The following is a 13,279-nucleotide window of genomic DNA, read 5'->3' on the forward strand; positions in this document are numbered from 1 at the left end:
CTCCGAAGTGCGGACAAGCCGCTTTTGTACGGCAGACTGAGGAGCCGGTGACGCCCGATGCGAAGGATGGTTATGTCGAACGGCGCAGCAGAAGCGATCATGCTCGAACTGGTCGATGAGAGCGGCAGGACCATCGGAACGGCGGAGAAGCTCGCCGCACACCAGGCACCCGGTCAGCTGCACCGGGCCTTCTCGGTGTTCCTCTTCGACGGGGCGGGGCGGCTGCTGATCCAGCGTCGGGCGCTCGGCAAATACCACTCCCCCGGCGTGTGGTCCAACACCTGCTGCGGGCACCCTTATCCGGGCGAATCCCCGTTCGCGGCGGCGGCCCGCCGCACCTACGAGGAGTTGGGGATCTCACCGCAGCTGCTCGCCGAGGCGGGCACAGTGCGTTACAACCACCCGGACCCCGACTCGGGCCTGGTGGAGCAGGAGTTCAACCACCTGTTCGTCGGGCTCGCCCAGGCCGAACTGCGGCCGGACCCCGACGAGGTCGACGACACCGCGTTCGTCACTGCCGCCGAACTGGCCGAACGGCACTCGGCCGAGCCGTTCTCGTCGTGGTTCATGACGGTGCTCGACGCCGCGCGCCCCGCGGTCAGAGAGCTGACGGGGCCGAGCGGGGGCTGGTGACGAGGGGGGCGAGCGGCAGTGCGGCCCAGATGACCTTGCCGCCGCTCGCCGTCTGCTCGACACCGCAGGTCCCGCCGGACTCCGCGGTGATCTCGCGTACGAGCATCAGCCCGCGCCCGCCGGTCTGACCCTGGTCCGCCTCCAGCGCCTTCGGGCGGTACGGGTGGTTGTCCTCGACGGAGACCCGGATCCAGGAGCTCCCGACGGCGACCTCCACGGCGACCTCAGGGGAGAGCAGCGCGGCGTGGCGTACCGCGTTGGTGACGAGCTCGGAGACGATCAGCAGCAGGCCCTGGACGGTTTCACCGCCGACCGGAACCTGCTGCCGCGCCAGGAGATCGCGTACGGCATGGCGCGCCTGCGGCACGGAGACGTCGATCGCGGGCGCCGTGAACCTCCAGACGCCTTCGTAGGGCAGGGAGCCGGCTACCGCCGGGCCCAGCGGGCTGTTGCTCCCGCGGCTCTCCATATCCCGGCTCCCGCCCTCGCGCTCGATGGTGACCACGTATCGAGTGTTGGGAATGAGCTGGTCCGTACCGAGCAGCTGAACAGAAGTCAGCACGAATCGGCGTTAGTCGACGGAATGCGACTGCCACTGTCTGGCATATGACTGCTTCTGGCCTCCCAGCGATCAGCAGCAGCCATCCGAAGGGGCTTCGCGGTATCCGCCGCGCGGCCCCTGGCCAATCGCCTTCACGGACGGCCCGGATAGCATCCGGCGCATGGATCCGCAGCTGGAGCACACCGTCACCGACGGGGTCGCCACCGTCGTCATCAGCAACCCCGCCAAACGCAACGCCATGACGGCGGCCATGTGGCGGTCCCTCCCGGTGCTGCTCGGCCGGCTGGCGGACGACGCCGCTGTACGGGTCCTGGTACTCACCGGCGCGGGCAACACCTTCTGCGCCGGCGCCGACATATCGACACTCCGGGACCCCGCCGAGGATCCCCAGCAGCTCGCGGTCGCCGCCGAGGAGGCTCTCGCCTCCTTCCCCAAGCCGACTCTCGCCGCCGTGCGCGGGTACTGCGTGGGCGGCGGCTGTCAGCTGGCGGCCGCCTGCGATCTGCGCTTCGCCGAGGAGGGGTCCCTCTTTGGAGTGACTCCCGCGAAGCTCGGGATCGTCTATCCGGCGGCGTCCACCGGGCGACTGGTCTCCCTGGTCGGCCCGGCCACCGCCAAGTACCTGCTGTTTTCGGCCGAGTTGATCGGCACGGACCATGCGCTGCGGTCCGGACTGCTTGACGAGGTGACGCCCGGGGACATGCTCGGCCCCCGGGTGGCGGAGTTCAGCCAGGTGCTGGTGTCGCGCTCGCAGCTGACGCAGACCGCGGCCAAGGAGTTCGCCGCCGGCCGGGACGACCGGGGCGCGTACTGGCGGGCGACGGCGCGGGGCTCCGACGACCCGGCGGAGGGGGTGGCGGCGTTCCTGGAGCGACGGGAGCCCCGATTCACCTGGACCCCCCGGCCCGGAGCGGCCCCGCGGAGCACTGCTGAAGGCTGAAGCGGCTCTTGCCGCGCAGCCCCGCGACCAGGCCGGCCGGGGCCCTCAGCGGCGAGCCCGCGTCGTCGTACGGCGGCCGCGGGTCGCACCCCGAGCAGCGGCTCCCCTCCTTTTCACACGTACCGACCAGTCGGTAACATTGTCTTCATGACATCGCTCCAGCCGCGCGCCGGCCGTCACTGCCACAACTCCGTCAACCCGCTGCACTCGACGCTCTACTTCTCCCCCGACTTCGCCGAGCAGCTCGCGGGTGTCGGCATCGACGACGCGAGCGCAGCGTATTTCGCCGGGCGCGGTGCGGCGATGGGGGCGGTGGGGCCCGGCACGATCGCCGCCACGTTCTACAACTTCAACCCCGAGCTGATCGGCCGGCACGTTCCCGCGGTGTGGGAGACCGCCTCACCACAGACCGTGCTCGACGCCCGGCTTCGCGCCGCCGACGCCACACTGCGAAGGCTCCTCGGTGAGGAGGCGGTCGTGTCCGGTGCGATGGAGGAGGCGGCGGAGCTCGCCCTGCGGGCCGCCGAGGCCTGCTCGCGGCATGCCCGCCCGCTCTACGCCGCGCACGCCGACCTGCCGGTCCCCGAGCAGCCTCATCTGGCGTTCTGGCATGCCGCGACGCTGCTGCGCGAGCACCGGGGCGACGGCCATCTCGCCGTGCTGCTCACCGCCGGACTCGACCCGCTGGAGGCGCTGGTGAGCCATACCGCGACCGGCAAGGGCATGGCGCCCCGCTGGATCCTCGCCACGCGCGGATGGCACAAGACCGACTGGGACGCGGCAGCGCAGCGCCTGCGCGGACGAGGGATCCTGGACGCGGAGGGCGGCCTCACCGACGCGGGGACGCAGCTGCGCCAGGACGTGGAGTCGGACACCGACCGCCTCGACCTCGCACCGTACGAGCACCTCGGCGCCGAAGGCGTGGAACGGCTCACCGAACTCGCGCGGGGCTTCCTCGGCGCCGCGGCGCAGGCGGGCGCCTTCCCTTCCAGCGCCACCGGCTGATCCGCCGGACGGGCGTGATCCCCGCTCCGCCGGCGCCGCCTGCCACAATGCTGATGCACTGTTTCCCCGCCCGACAGCGGTCCGGCTCCCACCGGCGGTCCGTTCGCCCGGCGGGGGCCGGAGGCTGCTCCGGGAGAACGCGGCAAGCTCAGCGAGAAGGCGGTACGGGATCGTGACCACGACCACCCCAGTTTCCATCGAAAGCAGGATCGCGGAGGAGCTCGGCGTCCGGGAACGGCAGGTGAAGGCAGCTGTCGAGCTGCTCGACGGCGGCTCCACCGTGCCGTTCATCGCGCGCTACCGCAAGGAAGCGACCGAGATGCTCGACGACGCGCAACTGCGCACCCTCGAGGAGCGGCTGCGCTATCTGCGGGAACTGGAGGAGCGGCGGACGGCAGTTCTTGAGTCCGTACGGGAGCAGGGCAAGCTCGATGCCGCGCTGGAGGCGCAGATCAGGGCGGCCGAGACGAAGGCCCGGCTGGAGGACATCTACCTGCCCTTCAAGCCGAAGCGCAGGACCAAGGCGCAGATCGCGCGGGAGGCCGGTCTCGCACCGCTCGCCGACCTCCTGCTGACCGACCCCTCGGCGGAACCGCTCGCCTCCGCCGCGGCGTTCGCCGGTACGGACAAGGACATCGCCGACCCGGCCGCCGCGCTGGAGGGCGCGCGGGCCATCCTCACCGAGCGGTTCGGCGAGGACGCCGACCTCATCGGTGAGCTCCGCGAGCGGATGTGGGCCCGGGGGCGGCTGACGGCGAAGGTACGGGACGGCAAGGAGGAGGCGGGCGCCAAGTTCGCCGACTACTTCGACTTCGCTGAGGCGTTCACCGCGCTGCCCTCGCACCGGGTGCTGGCGATGCTGCGGGGCGAGAAGGAGGACGTCCTCGATCTGGTGCTGGAGCCGGAAGGGCCTTCGGAGACCGAGGGGCCTTCCGCTTACGAGTCGGCGATCGCCCGGCGGTTCGGGGTGGCCGACCGCGGCAGGCCGGGCGACAAGTGGCTCGCCGATACGGTGCGCTGGTCCTGGCGCACCCGCATCCTGGTGCACCTGGGGATCGACCTGAGGCTGCGGCTGCGGACGGCCGCGGAGGACGACGCGGTGAAGGTCTTCGCGTCCAATCTGCGCGACCTGCTGCTGGCCGCTCCCGCCGGCACCCGAGCCACGCTCGGACTCGACCCGGGGTTCCGTACGGGCGTGAAGGTCGCCGTCGTGGACGCGACCGGCAAGGTCGTGGCCACCGACGTGATCCACCCGCATGTTCCCGCGAACCGGTGGGACGAGGCACTGGCCAAGCTGGCCCGGCTGGCGAAGGAGCACTCGGTCGACCTGATCGCGATCGGCAACGGCACCGCGTCGCGCGAGACGGACAAGCTGGCCGGTGAACTGTGCGCGAAACACCCCGAGTTGCAGCTGACCAAGGTGATGGTCTCCGAGGCGGGTGCCTCCGTCTACTCGGCGTCGGCGTTCGCATCGCAGGAGCTGCCCGACATGGACGTCACCCTCCGGGGCGCGGTGTCGATCGCCCGCAGGCTCCAGGACCCGCTCGCCGAACTGGTCAAGATCGACCCCAAGTCGATCGGGGTCGGGCAGTACCAGCACGACCTCTCCGAGGTGAAGCTCTCCCGTTCGCTGGACGCGGTGGTCGAGGACTGTGTGAACGGTGTCGGCGTGGACGTCAACACCGCGTCGGCCCCGCTGCTCTCGCGGGTCTCCGGGATCGGGTCGGGGCTCGCCGAGAACATCGTGGCGCACCGCGACACCAACGGCCCCTTCCGGTCGCGCAGGGCCCTCAAGGATGTGGCGCGGCTGGGGCCCAAGGCGTACGAGCAGTGCGCGGGCTTCCTGCGCATCCGGGACGGCGACGACCCGCTGGACGCGTCGAGCGTGCACCCGGAGGCGTACCCGGTGGTGCGGACGATGGCCAAGCAGGCGGGCGGCGGCTCGCTCGTGGGCAACGCGGCGCTGCTGCGCTCACTGGACCCGGCCGACTTCGTGAACGACACCTTCGGGCTGCCGACCGTGACGGACATCCTGCGGGAACTGGAGAAGCCCGGCCGCGACCCGCGGCCCGCTTTCCGGACCGCCACGTTCAAGGAAGGCGTCGAGAAGCTGGGTGACCTGACGGCCGGCATGGTCCTCGAGGGCGTGGTCACGAATGTCGCCGCGTTCGGCGCGTTCGTGGACATCGGTGTCCACCAGGACGGTCTGGTCCATGTGTCCGCACTCTCCAGGACGTTCGTCAAGGACCCTCGTGACGTCGTCAAGCCGGGCGACATCGTCAAGGTGAAGGTGATGGACGTCGACATCCCGCGCAAGCGGATCTCGCTGACGCTGCGGCTCGACGACGAGGCCGGGGCCAAGCCGGGCGGCGGGGAGCGGCAGGACCGGGGCAAGCGGGCACAGAGCGGCCAGGGCGGTGGCCGTCCTCCGCAGCAGCGGCAGGGCGGAGGCGCCCGGCGCGGTGGCGGTGGCGGTGGCGGTGGCGGTGGCGGTGGCAAGGCACCCTCGGCCCCCGCGCCGGCCAACAGCGCGATGGCGGACGCCCTTCGGCGGGCCGGTCTCACGGACCCCGGTCAGGGCAAGGGCCGGGACTCGCGCCGCGGCTGACCAGGCCCGGCTCCGCTCGGCGGAAAGCGCCGGGCGGGCCTGCGCCCGCCCGGCCGCGGCGGGGGGCCGGCTCAGACCTCCGTGACCTTGCCGCCGGCCACCTCGACGCGGCGCGTCGTACGCACCGCGTCGAGCATCCGGCGGTCGTGGGTGACCAGCAGCAGCGTCCCCTCGTACGAGCCGAGCGCCGACTCCAGCTGCTCGATGGCCTCCAGGTCCAGGTGGTTCGTGGGCTCGTCCAGCACCAGGAGGTTGACGCCCCTGCCCTGCAGAAGCGCGAGGGCCGCCCTGGTCCGCTCCCCCGGCGAGAGGGTCGTCGCGGGGCGCAGGACGTGCGCCGCTTTCAGGCCGAACTTGGCCAGGAGCGTACGGACTTCGGCGGGCTCGGTGTCGGGAACAGCCGCGCAGAACGCGGCCAGCAGCGTCTGCGTGCCGTAGAAGAGCCCGCGGGCCTGGTCGACCTCGCCGACCACGACACCGGGGCCGAGCGCCGCGTGCCCGGTGTCCAGCGGGACTCGGCCCAGCAACGCGCCGAGCAGGGTGGACTTGCCCGCCCCGTTGGCTCCGGTGATGGCGACGCGGTCCGCCCAGTCGATCTGGAGGTGCGCGGGGCCGAAGGTGAAGTCCCCGCGGACGACCGTCGCGTCGCGCAGCGTGGCCACCACGGAGCCGGAGCGCGGAGCGGCCGCGATCTCCATGCGCAGCTCCCACTCCTTGCGGGGTTCGTCCACCACGTCGAGGCGCTCGATCATGCGCTGCGTCTGCCGGGCCTTGGCAGCCTGCTTCTCGCTCGCCTCACTGCGGAACTTCCGGCCGATCTTGTCGTTGTCGGTGGCCTTGCGGCGGGCGTTCTTGACGCCCTTGTCCATCCAGCCGCGCTGCATCTGGGCCCGGCCTTCGAGGGCCGCCTTTTTGTCGGCGAACTCGTCGAACTCCTCCCTGGCATGCCTGCGGGCCGTCTCCCGCTCCTCCAGATATCCCGCGTACCCGCCGCCGTACAGCGTGATCTGCTGCTGGGCCAGGTCCAGTTCGAGGACCTTGGTGACGGTGCGGGTCAGGAACTCGCGGTCGTGGCTGATGACGACGGTGCCCGCGCGCAGCCCGGTGACGAAGCGCTCAAGACGTTCGAGGCCGTCGAGATCGAGGTCGTTCGTCGGCTCGTCGAGCAGGAACACGTCGTACCGCGAGAGCAGCAGCGACGCGAGACCGGCGCGGGCCGCCTGGCCGCCGGAGAGCGAGGTCATCGGCTGGTCGAGACCGATGGTCAGTCCCAGTGACGCCGCCACTTCATCGGCGCGCTCGTCGAGATCGGCCCCGCCGAGATCGAGCCAGCGCTCCAGCGTGGTGGAGTACGCGTCGTCGGCGCCCGCGACCCCGTCGACCAGGCCCTGGGTGGCCTCGTCCATGGCGATCTGCGCCGCGGCCACTCCGGTACGCCGGGCGAGGAAGTCACGCACGGTCTCGCCCTCTCGCCGCTCGGGCTCCTGCGGGAGATGGCCGACGGTGGCGGTGGGCGGCGAGAGCCTCAGCTCGCCCTCCTCCGGGGTGTCCAGCCCAGCGAGGAGCCGCAGCAGCGTCGATTTGCCGGCGCCGTTCACACCGACGAGACCGATCACGTCTCCCGGTGCCACGACGAGGTCGAGGCCGGAGAAGAGCGAGCGGTCGCCGTGGCCCGCGGCGAGATCTTTGGCGACAAGGGTTGCAGTCATGAGGGGACCGATCCTAATCGGGCTGCGGGCGCGGCCCGGATCCGGCCGGGACAACGGCGGACTCCGCGCCGGAGGCTCCATGACGGCCGAATGGCGATCCTGTGACAGGAGTGACCGTGGACATGACCAGTTGCGGGTGGGCTGAATAAGGTCGGACACCACCACGACCCCCACGACTTGGAGCATCAGTGCACCGCAGACTCATCGTCCCGAGCGTGCTCGCGGCCTCGCTCCTGCTGGCGATCCCGGCATCGGCGGCCGGCTTCACGCCCGGGGCCCCGGGCATCGGCGACCCCTACTACCCGGCGTACGGCAACGGCGGCTACGACGTCTCGCACTACGACCTCAAGCTGAAGTACCAGCCGTCGACCGACCGGCTGGACGGGACCGCCACGATCCTGGCAACCGCCACCCAGGATCTCTCACGGTTCGATCTGGACTTCCTGCTGGATGTGAGCGAGGTGCGCGTCAACGGCGCCAAAGCCTCCTTCACCACATCCGGCCAGCACGAGCTGGTGGTCACCCCGGCCAAGGGCCTCGCCAAGGGCTCCGCCGTCACCGTAGTCGTCCGCTACAGCGGTGTGCCCTCCACCAAGTCGGCGTACGGCTTCTCCACCTGGCACCGCACGCCGGACGGCGCCGTCGCGGCGGACGAGCCCGAGTCGGCGTGGTGGTGGTTCCCGAGCAACGACCACCCGCTCGACAAGGCCACGTACGACGTGTCGGTCTCGGTGCCCGACGGCACCCAGGCGATCAGCAACGGTGTGCTCCAGTCGCAGAGTTCGCAGCTCGGCCGGACCACGTACAACTGGCGCTCCAACAAGCCGCAGGCGACCTACCTGACGACGCTGGCCGTCGGCAGGTTCGACATCACCACCGGGACCACTGCGGCAGGCGTGCCCGTCGTCAACGCCTACAGCAAGGACCTGGGCGACAACGACGGTGCGGCGCGCGCCAGCGTGGAGCGGACCGGTGAGGTGGCGGACTGGCTGAGCGGGTACTTCGGCCCGTATCCCTTCAGCGCTCTCGGCGGATATGTCCCGAACACCACCACCGGGTACGCGCTGGAGACCCAGACCCGCCCCTTCTACAGCCCCAAGCAGTTCGCGAACGGCGCCAACGTCTCGGTGATCGTCCATGAGCTGGCTCACCAGTGGTACGGCGACGACGTGTCGCTCAAGGGCTGGAAGGACATCTGGATCAACGAGGGCTTCGCCTCCTACGCCGAGTGGCTCTGGTCGGAGAGCCAGGGCGACGGGACGGCACAGGAACTGGCGGACTACGTGTACGCCTCCCACCCTGCCGACGACGCGTTCTGGAAGGTGAAGCCGGGCGACCCCGGCGCCGCGAACCAGTTCGATGCCGCCGTGTACGACCGGGGCGCGCTCGCCATCCAGGCGCTGCGCGACAAGATCGGTGACACCGCGTTCTTCAAGGTACTGAAGGGGTGGCCCGCCGAGCACGCCTACGGCAACGCCTCCGTCGCCGACTTCGAGAAGTACGCCGAGCAGGTCTCGGGGAAGCCGCTGGCCGCGTTCTTCGACACCTGGCTGTTCACCCCGTCCAAGCCCGCCGCATCCGCGGCGAAGCAGGCACGGACAGCGCACCCGGAAGCCCGGCCCGTACCGCCGAAGTCCTGGGCGCAGATCGAGCGGACGCACAGCGTCCACGACCGCTGACCTGCCGCAGGAAGCCGCGCCGCCCCGGTCACCTGGGCGGCGCGGCTTCCTGCGTGCGGCCGCCGGTGGTTACCCTGCTTCGACACCACCGCGGAGCTGGGCCCGTCCGGCCCAGCAGCGCCCACGAGGAGTACCCGTTGCCCGATCCGATCCACCGCTCCCGGCCGACCCTGGAGGCCGTCGCAGCCCGCGCGGGCGTGTCGCGGGCGACGGCCTCGCGTGTCGTCAACGGAGGCGCCGGTGTGCGGCCGCCGCTGGTGGACCGGGTCCAGCAGGCCGTCGACGAGCTCGGTTACGTACCCAACCACGCGGCCAGGACGCTGGTGACCCGGCGCAACGGAGCCGTCGCTGTGATCATCGCGGAGCCGGAGATCCGGATCTTCTCGGACCCTTTCTTCTCCCAGCAGTTGCGCGGGATCAGCCGTGAGCTGACGGCCCACGACTCGCAGTTGGTGCTGCTCCTGGTGGAGGGCAGCGGGGACTACGACCGGATCGGGCGCTATCTGGCGGGCGGCCATGTGGACGGGGCGCTGGCTTTCTCGCTGCACACCGAGGACCCGCTGCCCGCCGTGATCCACCGGGCCGGGCTCCCCACGGTCTTCGGCGGCCGCCCGGTGTGGGCGGGCCCGGAGTCCGGCCTGGCGCTGCCCTACGCCGACTGCGACAACCGCGGCGGCGCCCGTACGGCCGTCCAGCATCTCGTCGCGATGGGGCGCGAGCACATCGCGCACATCGCCGGACCGCAGGACCAGACCTCGGGGATCGACCGGCTGGACGGCTACCGGGACGTGCTCCTCGACGTCGATCCCACGCTCACCGAACAGGGGGCGTTCACGGTGGAGAGCGGCGCGGCGGCGATGACCGCGCTCCTGGAGCGGCGGCCGGAGGTGGACGCCGTGTTCGCGGCCAACGACCTGATGGCGTCGGGGGCGCTCCAGGCCCTTCGGGAACATGGCAGGAGGGTCCCCGACGATGTGGCGGTCGTGGGTTTCGACGACATGGAGAAGGTCGCCGAGTGCACCGACCCCCCTCTGACGACGATCCGTCAGGACATCGAGGGCATGGGCCGGTTGATGGTCCGGATGCTGGTACGCGGCCTCGACCTGCGGAGTGTCACACCACCCGACTCCGTGATCATGCCGACGGATCTGGTCCGCCGGGCCTCCGCGTGACGTACGGTGCGCCACCGGACATCGCGGCCCGGTGGGCGGCCCGCGCCGCACGGGCCGCCGGCAGATAGCGCACCCGCTCGGGGAGCACGGGCACCACGGCCCTGACGCACCGGCCGAATCGGCGCAGCGCGCGCTCCTGGGAGCCGGTCCACTCCAGACCGATCGCCCGGCGGGCCTCCGGAGGCATCAGGCCCACGGTGACGAAGTGCCGGAAGCGCGCCAGGGGCGGCAGCAGCACCGGCCAGAGCACCCGGAGCAGGAGGCGGAGCGCGCGTGGGCCGCGGTCGGGGGGCGGCACACGGCTGCCGGGATCGGTCAGCTCCCGCACCACAGGGGTTGCCTCGATCTCATCGGCCAGCATCTTCCGGTAGTAGGGCCAGAACTCCTCGATGGTCTGCGGCATGTCACGGTCGGCGATACCGAGGATCCGTCCGACCTGGAGCCACTCCGCGTACAACTGCCGCTCCTGCGCGTCGGTATAGGGGCGGCCGAGGTACTTCCGGCCGTGCAGGAACACCGGGAAACCGGTCGCGTGCACCCAGGAGAAGGTGGCCGGCGTGAGGGCGTGGTACGGGCGGCCGCGGGTATCGGTGCCCCGGATGGCCCGGTGCAGCCGGCGCAGTCTGCGCCCCTCATCGGCGGCGGCGTCCCCGCCGTACACCCAGAGCAGCATCGACCGCAGGGACCGCTCGCCACGCCCCCAGGGGTCGGTGCGGAAGACGGAGTACGCGTCGACGCCGGCGCCGACGGCCGGGTGGGCCACCTGCATGGTCAGTGCGGCGGGCAGGGTGAGCAGCACCCGGATGTCACCGACCTCGCTCCACAGCACCCCGCCCGGCGGGGGCGGCGGCGGGGCTGCCGGTGTGGTGCTGCTGCTCATGCGTGGACTCCCGTCGATGCTCCCGTCGGCCGCAGCGGGCTCCGGCCGGGTGCCCGCTCTCTCTGTGTTCCAGTATGCGACGCCCGGGGCCGGAGGGGCGCGGGGAGCCGGGCGAGGCCGCCACACCCCGGCCAGGTGGCCGACGCACGGTGGTTACCCCGAGGTAACTCCAGCTGGTTTGATGTGCGGGCCACTCTGTCCCCGCCCCAGAAACGGGAGTTCCAGTGCCGCTTCCCCCGCTCCGCCGTCTCCCCCGCGCAGGCCTCGCCGTCGCCCTCGTGGCTGCCGCGCTGGCCTCAGCGGCCCCGGCCGCCTCCGCGGCCGGCGCCGCGCCCGCGGCTCCGCCCCGGCTCAGGGTGCTCACCTACAACACGTTCATGATGAGCAAGACCCTCTACCCCAACTGGGGCCAGGACCACCGCGCCGCAGCCATCCCCGCCGCCCCCTTCTTCCAGGGGAACGACGTCGTGGTGCTGGAGGAGGCCTTCGACAACTCCTCGTCGGACGCGCTGAAGCGCAACGCCGCGGCCCAGTACCCGTACCAGACTCCGGTCGTGGGCCGCAGCAAGGACGGCTGGGACGCGACCGGCGGTTCCTACTCGGCGCTCTCCCCTGAGGACGGCGGGGTGACCCTGCTCAGCAAGTGGCCGGTGCTGCACCAGGAGCAGTTCATCTACAAGGACGCGTGCGGCTCCGACGCCCTCTCGGACAAGGGGTTCCTGTACGCCGTCCTCGATGTGGACGGCACCAGGGTGCACGTCGTCGGCACCCACACCCAGTCGGACGACACGGCGTGCGGATCGGGCGAGGCGGCCAGGGACCGGAGCCTCCAGCTGAAGCAGATGAACGCGTTCCTGGCGGCCAAGAACATACCGGCGGACGAGGAAGTCATGGTCGCCGGCGATTTCAACATCGACTCGCGCAGCACCGAGTACACCTCCATGCTGCGGGACGGCGGGCTGGTGGCTGCGGACTCTCGCACGGGGCACCGGTACTCCTTCGACACGCAGGAGAACTCGGTCGCCCGCTACCGCTACCCCGACGACCCGCGGCAGGACCTGGACTACGTTCTGCACAAGGCCGGCCATGCCCGGCCTTCCGGATGGCGGAACAATGTGGTCAAGGAGGAGAGCGCGCCCTGGACCGTGAGCAGCTGGGGCACCGACTACACCTATACGAATCTGAGCGATCACTACCCGCTGGTCGCCGGCGGCTGACGCCGCGGGCTTTCACAGGACTGGTGCGACAGCAATACTGTTGCACCGGATCGACCGAGCAACCGGGTGCTCGGACCCGTATCCGGGAAACGAGGCACAGGCAATGGCGACCGCGCCCGACGACACCGCAGCGGCCACGGCGCTCACGGTCGACGAGCTGGCCGCCCGCGCGGGGGTGACCGTCCGCACCGTCCGCTTCTACAGCGCGCGCGGCCTGCTCCACCCCCCGGTGATCGGGCCGCGCCGCGTCGGACTGTACGGTCCCGCGCACCTCTCCCGCCTCGCGCTCATCGAGGAGCTCCAGCACCACGGGATGACGCTTGCCGCGATCGAGCGCTATCTGCAGCAGCTCCCCGATGACCTGAGCGCGCACGATCTCGCGATCCATCGCGCGGTGGTGGCCTCGTGGGCACCGGAGGGAGCGGACGACGCGACCCGCGCGGAGCTGGAGCGCCGGGCAGGGCGGCCGCTGCCCGAGCCGGACATCGACCGGCTCGCGGCGATGAACGTACTGGAGCGGGTGGAAGGCGAGAGGGATGCCTTCCGGGTGGATCCGGGGCTGCTCGCGCTCGGGGTGCAGCTGCTCGACGTGCCGATCGCCCACGAGACGATCCTGGCCGCGCGCACCGTGGTACTCGAGCACACCCGCGCCGCGGCGAAGGAGCTGACCCGGCTCTTCCAGGACGAGGTGTGGGGCCCCTACCGGGAGCGGGAGAGCGACCCCGATGCGGTGGAGGCCATGAAGTCCCTCTCCGCCGATATGCAGCCGATGGTCGTGCAGGCGCTGGTGACCGCCTTCCAGCGCTCGCTGAAGGAGGAACTGCGGGCCCGTTACGTGGACGGGCCCGCAGCCTCCGAACAGCGAGGCTGATCC

The 13,279-nt window shown here is 71.3% G+C and carries 11 protein-coding genes; 8 read left to right on the forward strand and 3 right to left on the reverse strand.

Features of this window, described 5'->3' with window-relative positions; all coding sequences use genetic code 11:
• Positions 1-72: 72 nt before the first annotated feature.
• Positions 73-633: an isopentenyl-diphosphate Delta-isomerase gene (gene idi / locus OG584_RS03885; RefSeq protein WP_405774971.1), complete on the forward strand. Its 561-nt coding sequence runs from the start codon at positions 73-75 to the stop codon at positions 631-633.
• On the opposite strand, the gene OG584_RS03890 is transcribed toward idi, so the two are convergent.
• Positions 599-1,102 carry an ATP-binding protein gene (locus OG584_RS03890; RefSeq protein WP_405783876.1) on the reverse strand — a complete coding sequence of 168 codons (504 nt, stop codon included), beginning with the start codon at positions 1,100-1,102 and terminating at the stop codon, positions 599-601. The genes idi and OG584_RS03890 overlap by 35 nt on opposite strands.
• Positions 1,103-1,355: 253 nt before the next feature.
• On the opposite strand from OG584_RS03890, the gene OG584_RS03895 reads away from it, so the two are divergent.
• The 3 genes from OG584_RS03895 (at position 1,356) to OG584_RS03905 (ending at position 5,748) form a co-directional block, all read left to right on the forward strand.
• Positions 1,356-2,135 (forward strand): enoyl-CoA hydratase/isomerase family protein, encoded by a 780-nt coding sequence (locus OG584_RS03895; RefSeq protein ID WP_405774972.1) that lies wholly within the window; start codon positions 1,356-1,358, stop codon positions 2,133-2,135.
• Between the two features lie 147 nt (positions 2,136-2,282).
• Positions 2,283-3,140 carry an SCO6745 family protein gene (locus OG584_RS03900; RefSeq protein WP_405774974.1) on the forward strand — a complete coding sequence of 286 codons (858 nt, stop codon included), beginning with the start codon at positions 2,283-2,285 and terminating at the stop codon, positions 3,138-3,140.
• Positions 3,141-3,312: 172 nt separating this feature from the next.
• Complete coding sequence (locus OG584_RS03905; protein ID WP_405774976.1) at positions 3,313-5,748, forward strand: Tex family protein; 2,436 nt, start codon at positions 3,313-3,315, stop codon at positions 5,746-5,748.
• A gap of 71 nt (positions 5,749-5,819) precedes the next feature.
• Here OG584_RS03905 and OG584_RS03910 read toward each other — a convergent pair whose 3' ends face one another.
• The gene (locus OG584_RS03910; protein ID WP_405774978.1) at positions 5,820-7,457 is read right to left on the reverse strand and encodes an ABC-F family ATP-binding cassette domain-containing protein; all 1,638 of its coding nucleotides are present in this window, start codon (positions 7,455-7,457) and stop codon (positions 5,820-5,822) included.
• A gap of 188 nt (positions 7,458-7,645) precedes the next feature.
• Between OG584_RS03910 and OG584_RS03915 the strand changes: the two genes are divergently transcribed.
• Positions 7,646-9,136 (forward strand): M1 family metallopeptidase, encoded by a 1,491-nt coding sequence (locus OG584_RS03915; RefSeq protein WP_405774980.1) that lies wholly within the window; start codon positions 7,646-7,648, stop codon positions 9,134-9,136.
• Between the two features lie 137 nt (positions 9,137-9,273).
• Positions 9,274-10,308 carry a LacI family DNA-binding transcriptional regulator gene (locus OG584_RS03920; RefSeq protein WP_405774982.1) on the forward strand — a complete coding sequence of 345 codons (1,035 nt, stop codon included), beginning with the start codon at positions 9,274-9,276 and terminating at the stop codon, positions 10,306-10,308.
• On the opposite strand, the gene OG584_RS03925 is transcribed toward OG584_RS03920, so the two are convergent.
• Positions 10,271-11,188 carry an oxygenase MpaB family protein gene (locus OG584_RS03925; RefSeq protein WP_405774984.1) on the reverse strand — a complete coding sequence of 306 codons (918 nt, stop codon included), beginning with the start codon at positions 11,186-11,188 and terminating at the stop codon, positions 10,271-10,273. The two genes, OG584_RS03920 and OG584_RS03925, sit on opposite strands and share 38 nt — an antisense overlap.
• Positions 11,189-11,412: 224 nt before the next feature.
• On the opposite strand from OG584_RS03925, the gene sph reads away from it, so the two are divergent.
• Positions 11,413-12,405 (forward strand): sphingomyelin phosphodiesterase, encoded by a 993-nt coding sequence (gene sph, locus OG584_RS03930; RefSeq protein ID WP_405774986.1) that lies wholly within the window; start codon positions 11,413-11,415, stop codon positions 12,403-12,405.
• 103 nt (positions 12,406-12,508) lie between these two features.
• Positions 12,509-13,276: a MerR family transcriptional regulator gene (locus tag OG584_RS03935; protein WP_405774988.1), complete on the forward strand. Its 768-nt coding sequence runs from the start codon at positions 12,509-12,511 to the stop codon at positions 13,274-13,276.
• The last annotated feature ends 3 nt before the right edge of the window (positions 13,277-13,279 follow it).

This window comes from Streptomyces sp. NBC_00859 (assembly GCF_045161865.1).
Classification (GTDB): domain Bacteria; phylum Actinomycetota; class Actinomycetes; order Streptomycetales; family Streptomycetaceae; genus Streptomyces.

Coding starts and splice junctions, on each gene's coding strand:
- idi (WP_405774971.1), top strand. CDS start 73: ATGTCGAACGGCGCAGCAGAAGCGATCATGCTCGAACTGGTCGATGAG.
- OG584_RS03890 (WP_405783876.1), bottom strand. CDS start 1,102: ATGGAGAGCCGCGGGAGCAACAGCCCGCTGGGCCCGGCGGTAGCCGGC.
- OG584_RS03895 (WP_405774972.1), top strand. CDS start 1,356: ATGGATCCGCAGCTGGAGCACACCGTCACCGACGGGGTCGCCACCGTC.
- OG584_RS03900 (WP_405774974.1), top strand. CDS start 2,283: ATGACATCGCTCCAGCCGCGCGCCGGCCGTCACTGCCACAACTCCGTC.
- OG584_RS03910 (WP_405774978.1), bottom strand. CDS start 7,457: ATGACTGCAACCCTTGTCGCCAAAGATCTCGCCGCGGGCCACGGCGAC.
- OG584_RS03925 (WP_405774984.1), bottom strand. CDS start 11,188: ATGAGCAGCAGCACCACACCGGCAGCCCCGCCGCCGCCCCCGCCGGGC.
- OG584_RS03935 (WP_405774988.1), top strand. CDS start 12,509: ATGGCGACCGCGCCCGACGACACCGCAGCGGCCACGGCGCTCACGGTC.